The 18,371-nt window shown below is 67.1% G+C and carries 17 protein-coding genes; 12 read left to right on the forward strand and 5 right to left on the reverse strand.

What is annotated here, in order from left to right:
- The first annotated feature begins 14 nt into the window (after positions 1 to 14).
- From ACIPRS_RS01290 to yeiP, 5 genes are all read left to right on the forward strand, one after another.
- A complete protein-coding gene (locus tag ACIPRS_RS01290; RefSeq protein ID WP_446537254.1) occupies positions 15 to 614 on the forward strand; it encodes a hypothetical protein in 600 nt (199 codons plus the stop codon).
- Positions 615 to 634: 20 nt separating this feature from the next.
- Positions 635 to 1,534 carry a hydroxymethylglutaryl-CoA lyase gene (locus tag ACIPRS_RS01295; protein WP_446537982.1) on the forward strand — a complete coding sequence of 300 codons (900 nt, stop codon included), beginning with the start codon at positions 635 to 637 and terminating at the stop codon, positions 1,532 to 1,534.
- Complete coding sequence (locus tag ACIPRS_RS01300) at positions 1,531 to 4,089, forward strand: sensor domain-containing protein (RefSeq protein WP_192200952.1); 2,559 nt, start codon at positions 1,531 to 1,533, stop codon at positions 4,087 to 4,089. The genes ACIPRS_RS01295 and ACIPRS_RS01300 overlap by 4 nt, the downstream gene beginning before the upstream one ends.
- A 225-nt stretch (positions 4,090 to 4,314) precedes the next feature.
- The gene (locus ACIPRS_RS01305) at positions 4,315 to 5,085 is read left to right on the forward strand and encodes an SDR family NAD(P)-dependent oxidoreductase (protein ID WP_446537255.1); all 771 of its coding nucleotides are present in this window, start codon (positions 4,315 to 4,317) and stop codon (positions 5,083 to 5,085) included.
- Positions 5,086 to 5,187: 102 nt separating this feature from the next.
- Positions 5,188 to 5,754, forward strand: coding sequence for an elongation factor P-like protein YeiP (gene yeiP, locus ACIPRS_RS01310; protein WP_192200950.1), 567 nt, complete (start codon positions 5,188 to 5,190; stop codon positions 5,752 to 5,754).
- Between the two features lie 9 nt (positions 5,755 to 5,763).
- Here the strand turns inward: yeiP and ACIPRS_RS01315 are convergent, their stop codons facing one another.
- The 3 genes from ACIPRS_RS01315 to ACIPRS_RS01325 form a co-directional block, all read right to left on the reverse strand.
- Positions 5,764 to 7,587: a DUF7844 domain-containing protein gene (locus tag ACIPRS_RS01315; RefSeq protein ID WP_446537256.1), complete on the reverse strand. Its 1,824-nt coding sequence runs from the start codon at positions 7,585 to 7,587 to the stop codon at positions 5,764 to 5,766.
- Positions 7,587 to 7,886 (reverse strand): DUF2388 domain-containing protein, encoded by a 300-nt coding sequence (locus ACIPRS_RS01320; RefSeq protein ID WP_446537257.1) that lies wholly within the window; start codon positions 7,884 to 7,886, stop codon positions 7,587 to 7,589. The genes ACIPRS_RS01315 and ACIPRS_RS01320 overlap by 1 nt, the downstream gene beginning before the upstream one ends.
- 86 nt (positions 7,887 to 7,972) lie before the next feature.
- Positions 7,973 to 9,361 carry an FAD-binding oxidoreductase gene (locus ACIPRS_RS01325; protein ID WP_446537258.1) on the reverse strand — a complete coding sequence of 463 codons (1,389 nt, stop codon included), beginning with the start codon at positions 9,359 to 9,361 and terminating at the stop codon, positions 7,973 to 7,975.
- 193 nt (positions 9,362 to 9,554) lie between these two features.
- Here ACIPRS_RS01325 and serA point away from each other — a divergent pair, with 193 nt between their 5' ends.
- Positions 9,555 to 10,796, forward strand: coding sequence for a phosphoglycerate dehydrogenase (gene serA / locus ACIPRS_RS01330; protein WP_192200946.1), 1,242 nt, complete (start codon positions 9,555 to 9,557; stop codon positions 10,794 to 10,796).
- A 30-nt stretch (positions 10,797 to 10,826) separates the two neighbouring features.
- Here serA and ACIPRS_RS01335 read toward each other — a convergent pair whose 3' ends face one another.
- Positions 10,827 to 11,429: an NUDIX hydrolase gene (locus ACIPRS_RS01335; RefSeq protein ID WP_446537259.1), complete on the reverse strand. Its 603-nt coding sequence runs from the start codon at positions 11,427 to 11,429 to the stop codon at positions 10,827 to 10,829.
- A gap of 134 nt (positions 11,430 to 11,563) precedes the next feature.
- On the opposite strand from ACIPRS_RS01335, the gene ACIPRS_RS01340 reads away from it, so the two are divergent.
- The 6 genes from ACIPRS_RS01340 (at position 11,564) to yddG (ending at position 17,636) form a co-directional block, all read left to right on the forward strand.
- Entirely contained in the window at positions 11,564 to 13,054 is a 1,491-nt protein-coding gene (locus tag ACIPRS_RS01340) for an amino acid permease (protein WP_446537260.1), read from the forward strand.
- Between the two features lie 75 nt (positions 13,055 to 13,129).
- Positions 13,130 to 14,560 carry an amino acid permease gene (locus tag ACIPRS_RS01345; RefSeq protein ID WP_192200943.1) on the forward strand — a complete coding sequence of 477 codons (1,431 nt, stop codon included), beginning with the start codon at positions 13,130 to 13,132 and terminating at the stop codon, positions 14,558 to 14,560.
- A 33-nt stretch (positions 14,561 to 14,593) separates the two neighbouring features.
- Complete coding sequence (locus ACIPRS_RS01350; RefSeq protein ID WP_446537261.1) at positions 14,594 to 15,241, forward strand: methylthioribulose 1-phosphate dehydratase; 648 nt, start codon at positions 14,594 to 14,596, stop codon at positions 15,239 to 15,241.
- Between the two features lie 97 nt (positions 15,242 to 15,338).
- Entirely contained in the window at positions 15,339 to 15,896 is a 558-nt protein-coding gene (locus tag ACIPRS_RS01355) for a 1,2-dihydroxy-3-keto-5-methylthiopentene dioxygenase (protein ID WP_192200941.1), read from the forward strand.
- A 157-nt stretch (positions 15,897 to 16,053) separates the two neighbouring features.
- Positions 16,054 to 16,758 (forward strand): acireductone synthase, encoded by a 705-nt coding sequence (gene mtnC / locus ACIPRS_RS01360; protein ID WP_446537262.1) that lies wholly within the window; start codon positions 16,054 to 16,056, stop codon positions 16,756 to 16,758.
- Positions 16,755 to 17,636, forward strand: coding sequence for an aromatic amino acid exporter YddG (yddG, locus tag ACIPRS_RS01365; RefSeq protein WP_446537263.1), 882 nt, complete (start codon positions 16,755 to 16,757; stop codon positions 17,634 to 17,636). Before mtnC ends, yddG begins: the two co-directional genes overlap by 4 nt.
- A gap of 162 nt (positions 17,637 to 17,798) precedes the next feature.
- Here the strand turns inward: yddG and ACIPRS_RS01370 are convergent, their stop codons facing one another.
- On the reverse strand, positions 17,799 to 18,368 hold the full coding sequence (locus ACIPRS_RS01370) for a YdeI/OmpD-associated family protein (RefSeq protein ID WP_446537264.1): 570 nt from the start codon (positions 18,366 to 18,368) through the stop codon (positions 17,799 to 17,801).
- Positions 18,369 to 18,371: the final 3 nt, after the last annotated feature.

Raw genomic sequence — 18,371 nt, forward strand, 5'->3', positions numbered from 1 at the left:
TGGCTTTCCCGCGCATGACGACCGCCCTGCTGTTCGCAACATTCGCACTGGCAGGCTGCGTGATGTTCGAGCAGCCACCCGCCCCGCTGACCTGCGATCCCGCGCTGGTGGGCCGGTGGATTCCGCTCGCCGACAGCCCGCAGGACAAGGTGCCGCTGGGCAAGGACGACTACGCCGAAGTGGATGCCCGCTGCCACGTGCGCCTGCGCGACAACAGCCGGACCGACGCGCCGAACTTCGATGCCCTGGGTTTCGAGATAGACGGGCAACGTTACCTGGCGCTCGGCTTCGAGGAGCTGGAGGGACTGTTCGCCACCGGCAAGACGGCGCCCCCGACCCCCAAGGGCATGCCTGCCGGCGCTGTCACGCTGCTGAAATACCGCATCCGCGACGATACCCTGCAGATCGCGATGCTCGACACGGTGGCCATCATGCAGCGGGTGCAGCAGGGCACGTTGAAGGCCCGCGAGACCGATGCCAGCACGTATCTGTTCGAAGGGCGTCCCGAGCAGCTGCGCGACTTGCTGCGCACCCATCCGGACCTGTTCGATGCCTTGGATGGCGGCGGCAAGGCATTGCGCATGCGGCGCGCAAAAGACGCGGTGACGCCATGACCCCCACCGGTCCCCTGCCGATGGCGGATGGCGACTTCGTCAGGATCGTGGAAGTCGGCCCGCGCGATGGCCTGCAGAACGAAAAGGCGCTCGTCTCGACCGCCGACAAGGTGGAATTGATCGACCGTCTGTCCGCCACCGGCCTGCTGAGTATCGAGGCCACCAGTTTCGTCAGCCCGCAGTGGGTTCCCCAACTGGCCGATGCGGCGGACGTCTTCACCGCCATCCGGCGCAGGCCCGGGGTCGCCTACCCCGTGCTGGTGCCGAACGAAAAAGGCTATGACCGCGCACGTGCGGTCGGCGTGGAGGAAGTGGCGGTGTTCACCGCCGCGTCCGAAGCCTTCAACCGCAAGAACATCAATGCGTCCATCGATGAATCCATCGAACGCTTCCGCCCCGTGCTCGAACGCGCGGCCGCCGATGGCGTGAAGGTGCGCGGTTACGTGTCCACCGTCCTGGGCTGCCCGTACCAGGGCGACGTACCGGTCACGGACGTGGTGCGGGTGGCCAGGCAGCTCCATGCGCTGGGCTGCTACGAGATATCGCTGGGCGACACCATCGGCGTGGGCACACCGCGCAAGGCCGCCGGCATGTTGAAGGCGGTCGCAGCGGAACTGCCCATGTCCGCATTGGCCGTGCATTTCCATGACACCTACGGGCAGGCGCTGGCGAACATCCTTGCCTGCCTGGATGAAGGCGTCCGCGTGGTGGACGCCGCCGTCTCCGGCGCAGGCGGCTGCCCTTACGCCAAGGGCGCGAGCGGCAACGTGGCCAGCGAGGACGTGGTCTACCTGCTGCATGGCCAGGGCCTGCGCACGGGGGTGGACCTGGATGCACTGGCCGATACGGGCCGGTGGCTGGCGGCACGCCTCGGCCGCGAGACCGGCAGCCGCGTCGGCAAGGCCCTGGCGGCCGCATGAACACAGGCCCGGCCAGCGACGTCGATGTGGTGGCGCTGGCCGCGGCACTGGAGCGCGCGGCTGCCGTCGAAGGTACCGACAGCGCTACGGCGGACCTGCTCCGGCAAGCCGGCGCGGCGTTGCTGGCCAAGCAGCACGAGGCCGATACGGAGCGCTCGCGCTACCGCAACCTGTTCGACGCCGTGCCCGACCCGGTCAGCATCATCGCCGAGGACGGCACCGTGCTGGACCTCAACAAGGCCGGCATGCTGGCCTACAAGCGACCGCGCGACGAGATCGTCGGCAACAACATCAACGTGCTGAACCCCGACCTGCCGCGCGATCACCTGGTGCCGGTCTGGGAAACCCTGAATCGCGGCGTGACCTATGTCATCGAGGTCACCAACATGCGCGGCGATGGCACCCGCTTCCCGGTGGAAGTGCACTCGGCCAACATCAACTTCGACGGGCGCAAGAGCATCGTCGCGGTGGCACGCGACATCAGCAGCCGGCGGCTGGCCGAGATGCGCTACCGCGAACTCATGGAGACCCTGGACAAGGGCATCGTGGTGCACAACCGCGAAATGGAAGTGCAGTACTGCAACGGCGCGGCCATGCGCATCTTCGGCATCCGCGAGGACCAGCGCGTCGACCAGGAGCTCGCCCTGGACCGCTGGCATGTGGTCGACGAGCACGGCCGCGAGATGGGCCGCCACGAGTTGCCCGCGCAACGCGCGCTGGACAGCGGCCAGATGGTCGAAAGCGTCCTGCTGGGCCTGTATCACCGCCAGAAGAAACAACTGCTGTGGCTGACTGCCACCTCGGTGCCGCAGTTCGCCCCCGGCGCGAGCGTGCCGGCGCAGGTGACCACGCTTTTCAGCGACGTGACCGAACTCAAGCGCGACAGTGCGCTGTTCGACCGTGCGCAATCGCTCGCGCATATCGGCGGCTGGGAATGGGACATAGGCCGCGACCGGATGTACCTGACCGACGAGGCCCAGCGCATCCTGGGTGCCGCGCGTGCGCTGGTGACGCTGGACGACATGCTGTCGTGCCTGCGCGAAGCGGATCGTCGGCGCCTGCGTGGCGCGCTGGACCTGGTCACCGCCGGCGGCAAGGGCTTCGACCTGGAACTCCAGGGCACGCAGGCCGACGGGCATCCGTTCTGGATCCGCGTGATCGGCGACGCCGAGCCCGGCGACCCGGGTGCGTCGCGCATCACCGGCACCATGCAGGACATCTCGCAGGACAAGCAGGCCGAGGAGATGCTGCGCATCCAGGCGCGCACTGATCCGCTGACCGGGCTGATGAACCGCGATGCCGTGCTGACCGAACTCGGCACGCGGCTGGCCGACCCCGAGCGCGCGCGCGCCGCCGTGCTCTACATCGACCTCGACCGTTTCAAGATGGTCAACGATGTGCTGGGCCACAACGCAGGCGACGAGCTGCTGGTGCAGGCCTCGGACCGCATCCGCGGCGCGGTGGGCACCGACGGCATGATCGCCCGCTTCGGCGGCGACGAATTCCTGGTGATCTGCGATGCGGGCGAGAACCCGCACCTGCCGGAACAACTGGCGCACGCCGTACTCGGCGCGTTCGCGGACGCCTTCCGCTTCGGCAAGGACGAGTTCGCCATCACCGCCAGCATCGGACTGGCCATCGCACCCGGCGACGGCCTGCGCCCGCAACAGTTGATCCAGAACGCCGACATCGCGATGTACGACAGCAAGCACCGCGCGCGCAATGGCTGGCAGAGCTTCACCCAGGAACTGGCGCAGCGGCAGCAGGACCGTCTGCAGATCGAGACGCAGCTGCGGCGCGCGGTGGACAACGAAGAGTTCCGGCTGGTCTACCAACCGCAGGTGGACCTGCGCAACGGCCGCATCATCGCCGGCGAAGCGCTGATCCGCTGGCAGAACCACCAGCTGGGCGAACTGCGCCCGGACGTGTTCATCAGCCATGCGGAGACGACCGGCGACATCGTGCGCATCGGCAGTTGGGTATTGCGCGAAGCATGCCGGCAGGTGGCCGCCTGGCGCGACCAGGGGCTGGGCATCGTGCGCGTGGCGGTCAATGTGTCGTACCGGCAGTTCGCCGGTGACGACCTGGCCGATCGCGTGCGGGCGATCCTGACCGAGTTCGACCTGCCCGGCGCAGCGCTGGAGCTGGAGTTCACCGAACGCGTACTGATCGAGGATGCCCCCGCCACGCTGCGTACCTTCGCCGACCTGCGGCAGCTGGGCGTGGTGCTGACGATCGACGATTTCGGTGAAGGCTACAGCGCGCTCAACTATCTGCGCCGCCTGCCCATCCACGGCCTGAAGCTCAGCCCGCTGTTCACCGAGGGCGTGCCCAGCAACCGGTCCGATGTGGCCGTCTGCCAGGCGGTGTCCGCGATCGCACGCAGCCTGGGACTGGGACTGGTCGCCGAGGGCGTCGAATCCGAGGCGCAGCGCCAGTTCCTGCTCAACCTCGGGGTTCCGGTGGGCCAGGGATTCCTGTTCGCGCCCGGCCTGTCGCCGGACGAATTCGCGCGCCGGCTTGCCGACGCCCCGCTGGAGCGGGTGCACGCCTGAGAGGCGGCAATCCTTGCAGGAGCGACGTGAGTCGCGACCGGGAGCCGTCTGCTCCATCGTCCTCCTTCGCAGGTCCGCAATGAATCGCCATGGTTCGCGCCTCGCCAAAGGGCATTGCCCGCCTTGGCTCGCGGTCGCGACTCACGTCGCTCCTACAGCAGGCTCCGGGCTCCCAGGCGCCCACCATCGCGTAAAATGCCGGCTTTTCCGCACCAGGTTGACCGCATGCAGCTTCCCGACACCCGCGCCGTCATCACCGGGGGCGTTTCCGGCCTGGGCCTGGCCGTGGCCCGCCACGTGATCGCCCATGGCGGCAAGGCCGCGCTGTTCGATGTCAACGACGACAAGGGCGCCGCCGCGGTCGCCGAGCTGGGCGAGGCCAACGTCCGCTACTTCCGTACCGACGTGACCGACGAGGCCGGCGTCGCGGCGAACGTGGCGGCAGCGAAGGAATTCCTTGGCGGCTTGAATGCAGCGATCAACTGCGCCGGCATCCTCGGCGCCGGTCGCGTGCTGGGCAAGGAAGCACCGATGCCGCTATCCACGTTCCAAGGCACGGTGATGGTCAACCTGGTCGGCAGCTTCAACGTGGCCAAGGCCGCCGCCGACGTGATGCAGCACAACGTGCCCAACGCCGACGGCGAACGCGGCGTGATCGTCAACACGGCCAGTGTGGCGGCGTACGAAGGCCAGATCGGCCAGGCGGCGTACTCGGCATCGAAGGGCGGCGTGGTCGCCATGACGCTGCCGATGGCGCGCGAACTGTCCCGCTTCGGCATCCGCGTGATGACCGTGGCGCCCGGCATCTTCTGGACGCCGATGGTCGATGGCATGCCCGAGGCCGTGCAGCAGTCGCTCAGCGCCTCTATCCCCTTCCCGTCCCGCCTCGGCAAGCCCGGGGAGTTCGCCGACCTGGTCGCCTATATCCTGGGCAATACGTATCTCAACGGCGAGACCATCCGGCTGGATGGCGCCGTGCGCCTCGCACCGAAATAGGGCCGTGATTCGTCATTCGCGAGTGGTGATTCGCAAGAGCCGCCTTCCCGAATGATCACGCCGACCCACCCCATCACCCATCACCAATTACAAATCACCACCATGAAAGCTTTCGACATCAAGAAGGGCAACGTCGTCGAACACAACGGCGGCGTATACCAGATCCGCGACATCGAGCGCAGCTCGCCGCAAGGGCGCGGCGGCAACGTGCGCTTCCGTTTCATCATGTACAGCGTGCCGGGCGGCAACAAGCTGGATGCCAGCTTCGACGCCGACGACAACCTGCCGGAAGTCGAACTGCTGCGCCGGCAGGCGACATTCTCGTACATGGATGGCGATGCGTTCGTCTTCCTCGACGATGAGGACTACACGCCCTATACACTGGACGCCAACGTCATCGGTGATGACGCCGGCTACATCACCGAAGGCCTCGCCGGCTGCTACGTGCAGGTCATCGACGAACTGCCGGTCGCGCTGCAGCTGCCGCAGCACGTGACGCTGGAAGTGGTGGAAACGCCGCCGGAACTGAAGGGCGGCACCGCGACCAAGCGCCCCAAGCCGGCCAAGCTCAACACCGGCATCGAGATCATGGTGCCGGAGTACATCACCAACGGCGAGCGCATCCTCGTCAACACGACGACGGGCGAGTTCGGCGGTCGCGCCGACTGAGGTCTTCTGTCACGACGCGCCTGCCGCATCCAGTGCGCGCAGGCGCGCGCCGATCGTTTCCAGGTTTGCTTCGATGCCCTGCAGGACCTCGCGCCGGTCGGCAGGCAGCCAGCGCTCCAGTTCGCCACGAAGCACACCATCCTGCTCACGCAAGCGCGCCACGCGGGCTCCTGCTTCCTCCACAACGCGCGCGCGCTCATCGGCCTGCGGAAGTCCGTAGCCCTCCGGCAGCAGTTCCGAGGGGCGACTGGCGAAACCGGTATCGCCCAGCCACGTGCGCAAGGCCTGCAGCGCCCGCGCGACATCGGCGGGCGCATTGCGGCCCAGGTAGCGTCGCTTCAGTTCGTCGCGCAACAGCAGTTGCTGGCGACGGAGCGCCGCATTCTCCAGCACCAGCAGCGCCGCGCTCGCACGCAGGTCGGCCCGTGGCAGCCAGGTGGCGCGCTCCGCAGGCGACAGCGCCAGCCAGGCGTGCAGGTCCTGCTGCGGCAGCGCGAGCGCCTCGCGCGCCACGGCGAACAGCGCGTCATAGCGCGCGCTCATCGGCTCGAAGTAATAACCGAGTCGTCGCGCCTGCCCTGCGTCGTCGAGCACGCGGGTATCGGCGATGCCACGACGCTCCAGCCTCTTCAGCAGTCCGGTGGGCGTGATGCTGGCGAGCGGCTCCCCGGCCAGTCGTGGCACACCGTCGTGCAGCAGCTTCCAGGTCTCCACCGCGCAGTTGTTGCTGATGAAGTAGTAGCGTCCGTCATAGCTCCAGTGAAGCTGCGCGGCCCGCTCGACCATGGACGCGATTTCACCCTGCTCCAGTTTCAGGGGAATGGACTGCAGGCCGCGCAGTTCCACCCGGGTGTACTCCTCGATCACCTGGTCCAGCGGCAACAGGAACAGGCGCGACGGGTACGAGCCGGTCAGGCCGCGCCACCCTGAGATCTGCACGTCGCCCACGAACGCGCGGAACGACAGCACGCGGTGATGGGCCAGGTCGAAGCGGCAGTCGGGCCCCGGTGCGCGACCGGGCGCGCAGACCACCAGCCGCAGCATGCTGTGGCCCCAGCGACTCATCGCCTGCGTGTTGCCTTCCGCCAGCAGATAGTCGACCGCGTAGATGCGCGCCGGGTCCAGCGCGAGCAGCGAGGCAGCGCCCGCTTCGGCATCCACGTCCAGGAAAGGCAACCCGGGCGCGCACGCCTCCGGCTTCGCCGGCACCTGGAAGTGCGCCGCGAAATGGCGGTGCAACGCCGGACGCCGGCAGCCGTAGGCCGGGTCGAGTACGAAATGCTCGAGGTTCACCGCCACGAATTCGGAAGGACGCTCCCGCTCGTACGGATCGGGCGTCCGCGCGACGAAATCGTTGCGCGAACGGCGCCCTGCGATGGCAAACACGCTGCGCTGCCATCCCGCGAGATCGCGCAGGCCCGGATCGCGCGACAGGACGTTGCGTCGTGCACGATCGTAACTGTGCGCAAGTTCGTGCACCAGCGCATGACGGACGGCGCGCAACGAAGCATCGTCCGCAGGCACGCCATCGCGGGCTTGCCATGCCTGCAGCAGATGGCGCGGCAGCAGGATGCGATCACCGACCCGCCGGCCGGCGACATGCGCCGGAAGATCGTCGCGCCATTGCAGGACGAGATCGGACGGCAGCCCATCGCGCCATGCCTGCGGCAGGCGTGGCAGGACATCGTCGAGCAGCGCCTGCGTTGCAACGATGTCATCGGAGCCGAGGCCCGTCGGATCGATGTCGAGCGCGGCCGCCGTGACGGCCGGCCCCAGCCATGCCCATGCGAGCAGCGCGACGAAGCGCCGGCCGCGGGGCCGACGCGGTGGCATCAGCGGGCCAGGATGGCCTGCGCCAGCTGCATGTCGCTGGCCTTGCGAGCGGCTTCATCCTTCTCGCGCAGGTGACGCAGCGCGGCTTCCAGTTGGGCGCCACGGATACGGCCGTCGCTGGCGACAAAGCTGGCGGCGTCCTCGCGCGCCTGCACGACGATCTTGTCGTCGCCGGATGAGCTGTCGGACGAGGCGGACGAGCCGGCGGACGACGCACCGGCCGAACTGCCGGCGAAGCTGCCGGCCAGTGCCGGGACGGAGAACGCCAGCAGGACGCCAGCCAGGAAAATTCGGGACATGGACACTTCCAGGGAATGAACGGACACCGCGCGCATCGCGGCGCGCCAAGACTACCTGCAATCAGCGATGGCTGGATGAATCCGCATCACGCGTCGAACAGCTTGCCCGGGTTCATCAGGCCATTCGGATCCAGCACGCGCTTGATGCCGCGCATCACCGCGATCTCGTCGGCGCTGCGCGTGCTTTCCAGATAGCCCTTCTTCACCAGGCCGATGCCGTGTTCGGCGGAAATGCTGCCTTGGTGGCGGCGCAGCGATTCGGCCAGCAGCTTGGTGACCTGCTCGCACTGGGTGACGAACTCCGCGTTCTCCATTCCGTCGGGCTTCAGCACGTTGATATGCAGATTGCCGTCACCGATATGGCCGAACCACACCACTTCGAAGTGCGGGTACGCCTCGCCCAGCAACGCCTGCGTCTCGGCAAGGAACGCCGGCATGGCGGAAATGCGCACGGACACGTCGTTCTTGTACGGCACATAGCGCGCCAGCGCCTCGGTGATGCCCTCGCGCAGGCGCCACAGCTGCGCGGCCTGGGCATCGGACTGGCTGATCACGCCATCGCTGACCCAGCCCTGCTCCATGCAGGCCTCGAAGGCCGCCATTGCCGCGGCTTCCCTCGCCTCGTCGCCGATCGCGAACTCGGTGACCACGTAGTACGGATGGATTTCCTCGAACGGCTTCTGTGCGCCATGCGCCAGCACATGGTGCAGCGCGCGGTCGGTGAAGAATTCGAAGGCCTCCAGCTGCAGGCGCTCGCGGAACGCGGCGAACACCTGCATCAGCACATCGAACGACGGCAGTGCCAGCAGCATGACATTGGTCGGCGGCGGCGGATCGGTCAGCCTCACGGTGGCTTCCACCACGATGCCCAACGTCCCTTCCGAGCCGATCCAGAGATGGCGCAGGTCGTAGCCGCTGGAGTTCTTGATCAGCGCCTTGTTGAGCTCCAGCACGTCGCCGGCACCGGTGACGACTTTCAGACCGGCGATCCATTCGCGCGTGTTGCCGTAGCGGATCACCCGGATGCCGCCGGCGTTGGTGGCGATGTTGCCGCCGATGGCGCAGGAACCGCGTGCGGCGAAATCGACCGGATAGACCAGTCCGTGCTCACGCGCCGCGTTATGTACGGCCTCCAGCGGCATACCGGCCTGCACGGTCAGCGTGCGGTCCACGGCATTGAAGTCGAGCGCCTGGTTCATGCGCTCAAGGCTCAGCACCAGTTCGCCATTCGCGGCCACGGCGCCACCGGACAGGCCGGTGCGCCCGCCCGAGGGCACCACGGCCACGTGATGCTCGTTCGCCCAACGCACGACGGCCTGCACTTCCTCGACCGTGGCGGGCAATGCGATCGCCAGCGGTGCCGGTGTCCAGCGCCGGGTCCAGTCGCGGCCGTAGTGCTCGAGATCGGCAGGATCGGTCTTCAGGCGCAGCGCCGGGACGGCGTGCAGCAGGGCTTCCAGGCGCGGATCGCTCATTGCGGAGGGCAGGCTTTCGGGGGCGCCCAGCGTGCCAGCGATGCTGCGCTGCGTCCAGCGAGCGATGCGCTTGGTTGCAAGGGCAACAAAGCCTGGAAAACGGCAACCGAGCTTTCCATTCCGCGCCGCACCATCGACGGCGTGCATCTGGCATAGTGACGCCCCTTCCCCCTCCGCTGCGACCTTTCCGGCAATGTCGATCAAGAAGACCTCGTACCCGAAGCAGGACATCCGCGTGCTGTTGCTGGAAGGGGTCAGCCAGACCGCCGTGGAGACGTTCCGCGCGGCGGGCTATACGCAGATCGAATACCACGAGAAGTCGCTGCCGGAAGACGAGCTGAAGCGCCGCATCGCCGAGGCGCACATCGTCGGCATCCGCTCGCGCAGCCACCTGACCGACGATGTGCTGTCGCAGGCACGCCGGCTGATCGCGGTGGGCTGCTTCTGCATCGGCACCAACCAGGTGGACCTGGACGCGGCGGAACTGGCCGGCATTCCGGTCTTCAACGCCCCGTATTCCAATACCCGCAGCGTGGCGGAACTGGTGGTCGCCCAGGCCATCCTGCTGATGCGTGGCATCCCCCAGAAGAACGCCGAGTGCCACCGGGGCGGCTGGAGCAAGTCCGCTGCCGGCAGTCATGAGGTGCGTGGCAAGACCCTGGGCATCATCGGCTACGGCCATATCGGCACCCAGGTGGGCGTGCTGGCCGAGTCGCTGGGCATGCAGGTGCTCTTCCACGACATCGAGACCAAGCTGTCGCTGGGCAACGCTCGCGCCGCCGTCAGCCTGGACGACCTGCTGGAACTCAGCGACGTGGTCACGCTGCACGTGCCGGAGACGGCCGCGACGAAAGACATGTTCGGCGCGGCGCAGATCGCCCGGATGAAGCCCGGCGCACACCTGATCAACGCCTCGCGCGGCACCGTGGTGGACATCGATGCACTGGCGGAAGCACTGAAGTCCGGCAAGGTCGGCGGTGCCGCGGTGGACGTGTTCCCGGTGGAACCCAAGGGCAATGCGGATGCCTTCGAGTCGCCGTTGCGCGGATTGGACAACGTGATCCTGACCCCGCATGTCGGTGGCAGCACGCTGGAGGCGCAGGACAACATCGGCGTGGAAGTGGCGGCCAAACTGGTGCGCTACAGCGACAACGGCAGCACGCTGTCGGCGGTGAACTTCCCCGAAGTCACCCTGCCCGGCCACGAAGGCAGCCGACGCATCCTGCATATCCATCGCAACGTGCCGGGCGTGCTGTCGCAGATCAACGACATCTTCCGCGACCGCGGCATCAACATTGACGGCCAGTTCCTGCGTACCGACCCGAAAGTCGGCTACGTGGTCATCGATGTGACTGCCGATGAAGAACAGACGGCCAGCCTGCGCGACGCGATGGCGGCGATCGACGGCACGCTGCGGGTGCGCGTCCTGTATTGATATCCGCAGTGCGGTGGGCCAAGGCCCACCCTACGCCGTGTTGCGCGCCAGCCACTTGCGGGCCATGCGGCTGAGGGATTCATCCGGCTCGGCGGCAATCGGTCCGATATCGCGCCAGGCCAGGTCGAGCGACTCCTCGCTGACCACGTAGTCCTCACTGCCATTGGCACGCACCACATAGCGTATGTCGTAGTGCCAGTGGCCCGGCACGTCCTTGCGTTCGGGTATCCAGTGGCGGTCCAGATCGAAGATGCCGCCTTCCACGGACAGATCGGACAGGCCGGATTCCTCCTCGGCTTCCTTCAGTGCCACGCGCGCCATGTCCTCGTCACCATCGGCATGGCCTCCCAGCTGCAGCCACCGGCCCAGCTTGCGGTGGTGGGTCAGCAACGTGCGCCGGCCATCGGCACTGACCAGCCAGGCGCCACCCGTGAGGTGTCCTTCCAGTCGCTCGCGGAGCAGCGGATTGGCTGGATCGTCCAGCAGCTCGAGAAACTGCGCGACCACCGCCTGTTCGTCGGGCCAGCGGTGTCCGTAATCGGCCAGATGTGCGCGAAGGGCGGTGTAAGCGACTGACACGGCGTGTTTTTTCCTTGCGGGCAGGTCGGTGGTGTCGTGATTATCGCCCGGCATGCTGCAACCGCGCTTGTGATCCCCCGCCCGCTTTGGCAAGGTACGGCCTTCCGTGGGGGCGCCTTCCCCATGACAGTTGCCACCGCCTGGCGGATCTTTCCGCCGGCATCCAGTCTTGCAAGGGGACGCTGCGAATGCTCAAAGCTCTGTTCAGGGTCAAGCCGGTTGCACCGGCGGGACATATCGATGCCGGTGAACCTTTCGAAGGCAGCCTGGACGGCGAAAGCAGTCTGAAGCGAACCCTGACCGCCAAACACCTCGTGCTGCTGGGCGTGGGCGCGGTCATCGGTGCGGGCATCTTCGTGCTGACCGGCCAGGCCGCGGCCAACCACGCCGGCCCCGCGATCATGTTGAGCTTCGTGATTGCCGGCTTCGCCTGCGCCATGGCCGGCCTCTGCTACGCCGAGTTCGCCTCGATGATGCCGGTGTCCGGCAGCGCGTATTCGTACTCCTACGCCACCCTCGGCGAGGCCGTGGCCTGGTTCATCGGCTGGTGCCTGGTGCTGGAATACCTGTTCGCATCGTCCACCGTCGCGGTGGGCTGGTCTGGCTACCTGGTGAGCTTCCTCACCGGCACGCTGGGCGTGCCCTTCCCCGAGCAATTGGCGACAGCGCCGATCACGTGGGCCGATGGCGGATTCGTCGCCACCGCGGGCATCATCAACCTGCCTGCGGTGCTGATCGTCGCTGCGGTCAGCGGCCTGTGCTATGTCGGCATCACCCAGTCGGCCTTCGTCAACTCGATCATCGTCGCGATCAAGGTGGTCGTGATTGCGGCCTTCCTCGGCTTTGGCGTCCAGTACGTCGACCCGGCGAACTGGACCCCCTTCATTCCCGAGAACACCGGCCCCGGCCAGTTCGGCATGGATGGCGTGTTCCGCGCGGCGACCATCGTGTTCTTCGCTTACATCGGCTTCGACGCGGTCTCCACCGCCGCCGGCGAGGCCAAGAACCCGCAGCGCGACATGCCCAAGGGCATCCTCGGCTCGCTGGCCATCTGCACCGTCATCTACATCGCCGTCTGTGCGGTGCTGACCGGCATGACCCACTACACGCTGCTGGGCACCGCCAAGCCGGTGGCCACGGCGCTGGAAGAGGTCCTCAAGGCCGATCCCGGCGCCAGCGTGGGCTGGCTCAAGACCGCGGTGGAAATCGGCGCCATTGCAGGCCTGTCGTCGGTGATCCTGGTCATGCTGATGGCACAGCCACGCATTTTCTACAGCATGGCCAAGGACGGGCTGATGCCGAAGATCTTCGGCAAGGTGCATCCGAAGTTCCATACGCCCTATGTCGGCACGATCATCGTCGGCGTGCTGGCCTGCCTGCTCGCGGGCTTCATGCCGCTCAGCGTGCTCGGCGAACTGGTTTCGATGGGGACGCTGCTGGCCTTCGCCACGGTGTGCCTCGGCGTGCTGGTGCTGCGCTTCACCCGTCCTGACCTCAACCGGCCGTTCCGCGTGCCGATGTTCTGGCTGATCTGCCCGGTGGGCGTGCTCGCCTGCCTGTTCCTGTTCCTGCAGTCGTTCATGGAGCACTGGCAGATCTTCGTGGCCTGGACCGTGCTGGGCCAGCTGATCTACTTCGCGTACGGCTTCCGGAACAGCAAACTCAGGCAGAAGGCCTGATCCTCTTCAAGGCCGGCGGGCGCACCGCCGGCCTTTTTGGTTGCCCTCATCGAACCCGTTCCAGGAACACGCACGATGCTCCGACAGCTCCTCGCCACCAAGCACCCCCATGCCGCCCATGAAGAGGCCGAAGGGCTCAGCCTGCGCCGCACGCTCGGCCCCTGGGGGCTGACCGCACTCGGCATCGGTGCGGTGATCGGTGGCGGCATCTTCGTCATCACCGGCCAGGCGGCGGCCAACCATGCCGGTCCGGCCATCATGCTGTCGTTCGTGCTGGCGGCGATCTGCTGCACGTTCTGTGCGCTGGCGTACGCGGAATTCGCCGCGATGGTGCCGGTGTCCGGCAGCGCCTATACCTATACCTACGCCACGCTGGGTGAACTCACCGCGTGGTTCATCGGCTGGATGCTGGTCCTCGAGTACGGCGTGTCAGCCTCGGCGGTCGCGGTCAGCTGGACCGGCTATTTCCTGAGCCTGCTCGAACACTTCGACATCTTCCTGCCCAAGGCGCTCGTCAGCGCGCCACTGGATGCGCAGCTTCGACCGACCGGCGCCATCGCCAACGTCCCGGCCGCCGTCATCGTGCTGCTGCTGACCTGGTTGTGCTACGTGGGCATCCGCAAGTCGTCGGCCATGAACATGGCGATGGTCGTGCTGAAGACCGGCCTGATCGTGCTGGTCATCATCGCTGGCTGGCAGTACGTCGACCCCTCCAACTGGCAGCCCTTCATTCCTGCCAACGAAGGCCCCGGCAAGTTCGGCTGGGATGGCGTGTTGCGCGGCGCGGCGATGGTGTTCTTCGCCTACATCGGTTTCGAGGCGGTCTCGGTGGCGGCGCAGGAATCGCATCGCCCGCAGAAGGATCTCCCCGTGGGCATGCTGGCCTCGCTGGCGATCTGCACCGTGTTGTACATCGCCATGGCGGCGGTGATGACGGGCCTGGTGCCGTACACCGCCTTGGGCACGGCCGAACCGGTCGTGACCGCGGTAGCGGCTCATCCCGAACTGGGTTGGCTGCGGGTCACGGTGGAGATCGGCGCGCTGATCGGCCTGTCCTCGGTGGTGCTGGTGATGATCATCGGCCAACCGCGCATCTTCATGATCATGGCCCGCGACGGCCTGCTGCCGCCGGTGTTCACCCGGATCCATCCGGAGTACCGCACGCCGCACATCAACACCGTCATCACGGGTATCGGCATCGCCCTGCTGGCGGCGCTGTTCCCGCTTGATGTCCTGGGCGAACTGACGTCGATGGGGACCCTGATCGCCTTCGCCTCGGTCTGCGTTGGCGTGCTGGTCCTGCGCCGCACCCAGCCCGACCTGCCGCGTCCGTTCCGCATCCCCGCCGCATGGCTGATCTGCACCCTGGGCGTGCTGAGCTGCCTGGCGCTGCTGTCGGCGATGACCGCCCACAACTGGATGCTGATGGCCGTGTGGACGGCCGTGGGTTTCCTCATCTATTTCCTCTACGGATATCGCCACAGCCGCATGCGCGCGCAGCGCTGAGCTCCACCTCCGGGCAGGCGGTAGAATGGCGGCATGAACGCCACGCCCCTGCCCTATCACGCCGACCAGCTGCGCGACCGCGCGCAGTCCATCATCTCCAACGTGCGCGAGCTGTCGCAGCTGGGCTGGACACCGGCCACCAGCAGCAATTTCTCGCAGCGACTGGATGACCGGCACGCGGCCATCACGGTCTCCGGCCGCGACAAGGGCCGGCTGGTGGAGGCGGACATCATGGTGGTGGACTTCGACGGCAAGGCCGTCGGCAGCGACCACCGTCCGTCCGCCGAAACGCTGCTGCATACCCAGCTGTATCGCCGCTATCCCGAGATCGGGTGCGTGCTGCACACCCATTCGCTGGTGCAGACGGTGGCATCGCGGCTGTTCGCCGGTGCCGGCCATGTGCGCCTGGAAGGCTTCGAATTGCTGAAGGCATTCCACGGCAACAGCACGCACGAGATGGCGATCGACGTGCCCGTGTTCGCCAACACCCAGGACATGCCCACGCTCGCCGCGCAGGTGGACGCGCTGCTCGACGACCGGCCACTGTGGGGCTACCTGATCGACGGCCACGGCCTGTACGCGTGGGGCCGCACGATGGCCGAAGCCCGCCGCCACCTGGAGGCCTTCGAGTTCCTGTTCGCGGCCGAGCTGGAGCTGCGCAAGCTGGGCTGCCGCCGCTGATAACCGGCGGTTATCCGGGCGTTCCGTTTCCCTACCAGGCCGCGCGGACCGGTCTGGTACCCTAACGGCCCCCTCTGTCGCCTCACGCCATACCGCCATGAGCCGCCTGCGCATCTTCAGCGAATCCGACCCGGCCACGCCGGAGTTCGCCAGTTACGATCCCGACTTCATCGCCACCGAGCTGAAGAAGCTCGGCGTGACCTTCGAGCGCTGGAAGGCGACCAAGGCCATCGAGCCCGGCGCGCCGCCGGAGGATGTGATCGACGCCTATCGCGCCGACATCGACCGTCTGGTCGCCGAACGCGGCTTCAAGACCGTCGATGTGGTCAGCATCGCGCCCGACAACCCGCAGCGCGAGGCCATGCGCGCGAAGTTCCTCGATGAGCATTACCACAAGGAAGACGAAGTGCGTTTCTTCGTCGCCGGCTCCGGCCTGTTCACGCTGCACGTGGGCGACAAGGTCTATGAGGTGGAGTGCGTGCAGGACGACCTGATCGGCGTGCCAGACAGCACCTTGCACTGGTTCGACATGGGGCCGGAACCGAGCTTCGTCGCCATCCGCTTCTTCACCGAGCCGGACGGCTGGGTGGGCCACTTCACGGGTACCACGCTGGCGCAGCAGTTCCCGCGCTACGAAGGCCTGACCGAACGCTGACGCCCCTCTCCCGTCGGGAGAGGGGTTGGGGTGAGGGTCCGGCGAAACGAGGGGGATGAACCGTCGCACCAAGGATCGGCTCCTGCTGCCCTCCCTTTGCTCCCCATGAAAAGCGTAGCGAAGCAAGCTCCGCTCTACCGCGAACCAGAAGAACCACATGCCCGTTTCCGCCATCCTCACCGACATCGAAGGCACCACCAGCAGCATTTCATTCGTGAAGGACGTGCTGTTCCCGTACGCGCGCCGCGCCCTGCCCGGCTTCGTCCGCGAGCATGGGCAGGAACCCGAGGTGCGGCGCTGGCTCGACGTGGTCGCCACGGAGCACGGCAGTATCTGCAGCGATGACGTCATCGTGGAGACGCTGCAGGGCTGGATCGACCAGGACCGCAAACACACCGCACTGAAAGCGCTGCAAGGCCTGATATGGGAAGCCGGCTACCGCGATGCGGATTTCACCGCGCACATCTATCCCGACGCCGCGCCGGCATTGCGCAAGTGGTACGCGCAGGGCTATCCGCTGTATGTGTATTCCTCCGGTTCCGTACCGGCGCAGAAACTGTTCTTCGGCCACAGTGACGCCGGCGACCTGTCGCCGATGTTCTCGGGCTGGTTCGATACCGAAGTCGGCGGCAAGCGCGAAGCAGCCAGTTACCGGACGATCGCCGACCGCATCGATGTGGACCCGGGGGACATCCTGTTCCTGTCCGACGTAGTGGAAGAACTGGATGCCGCGCGCGACGCAGGCCTGCAGACGCGCCTGATCGACCGGCTGGACGACTACCCTGCGCCGCGCGCAGGCGACGCGGCGCATGGCCACGTGCGCGTCGAATCCTTCGCTGACATCGCGCTGCCCACCGCGTGAGCGATGCCATTTCGCAGCGCCGTGCCACCCTGGTCGGGCTGGTCGCGATCCTGCTGTGGGCGTCGCTGGCGCTGTTGACGACGGCGACGGGCGACCTGCCGCCCTTCCAGGTGCTGGCGATCGGTTTCGGCATCGCGGCGGCACTGGGGCTTCTGCGCGCAGGAGTGCGCGGCCGCGCCGGCTGGGGCGAACTGCGCCAGCCGCTGCCCGCGTTCGCCCTGTCGACGCTGGCGCTGTTCGGCTACCACGCGCTGTACTTCATCGCGCTGAAGCGTGCACCGGCCGTGGAAGCCAACCTGCTCAACTACCTGTGGCCACTGTTGATCGTGGTGTTCGCGGGCATCTTCGGCGGCGTCTCCGTGCGCCCCGGGCAGTGGCTGGGCACCGGACTGGGCCTGGTCGCGGCGATACTGCTGGTGACGCGCGGCCGCAGCTTGCAGGTCGAGCCATCGCATGTACCCGGCTATCTCGCCGCGCTGGGCGCGGCCCTGATCTGGTCCATGTATTCGGTGCTCAACCGACGCCATGCCGACGTGCCCAGCGCGGCGATCACCGTGGCCTGCGCGGGCGTCGCGGTGCTGGGCACCCTCGCGCACCTGCTGGGCGAGGACACGGTCGCTCCCACCGCAAACCAGTGGGTCGTGCTGGTGCTCATGGGTATCGGCCCGGTAGGTGCCGCGTTCTGGCTGTGGGACCACGGCACCAAGCGCGGCGATATCGCGCTGCTGGGCAGCCTGTCCTACCTTGCGCCGTTGTTATCGACCCTGCTGCTGGTGGCGTCGGGGCGCGCGCAGGCGCATTGGATACAGGGCGTCGCCATCGTATTGCTGCTGGCCGGGGCCTGGCTCAGCGTCCATGCGAGCCGCGCCCAGCGATGAGAGCGATTCGCGTTTCTACATGCCAGGACGTGTTTCCCTAGACTGCGCGCACGTCGCAAGCCAGCCCAACGCCAGCCAGCCACGCATGCCTCGCCCGCCAGCCTCCGCTCGCCCGCAAGGACATAGAACGCCTCCCATCGGGAGGCGTTTCCGTTCATGGCTTCAGGCGTGGATCTTCTCGCCGCGCGCCAGCATGGCGACCAGCTTCTCCACCCGCGCCCGTTTCGTTTCGAGCTTCACCGCGGTCTGCACGCGCCAACACACGGCGTAACGGTTGGTCCTGTCGAGCGCCTCGAAGAAGTCCCTTGCCTTCCGGTTCTTCGCCAGTGCCTGCGCGAGCTCGGGGGGTACCTCCATGGAGCGCGCGCCATCGTAGGCGGCATCCCAGCGGCCATCGGCCTTCGCCTGTTCGATCTCGCGCAATCCGGCGGGCCGCATCCGCCCCGCCGCGACCAGCGCGTCGACTTTGCCGACATTGATCTTCGACCAGGTGCTGCGCGGGCGACGCGGCGTGAAGCGCTGCAGGAAGCACTGCGCATCGAACCCCTTCTTCTGCCCGTCGATCCAGCCGTGGCACAGCGCGACGTCGAGCGCATCGGCATAGCTGACCGACGCGAGGCCCGAATCCTTCTTCGCGATTTTCAGCCACACGCCATCGGACGCGGGGTGGCGCTCCAGCCAGCGTTCCCAGGCGGCGGCGTCCACGAAGTGTTCGATGGGAAGTTCCGTCATGGC

It is taken from the genome of Pseudoxanthomonas sp. LARHCG66 (assembly GCF_052871755.1).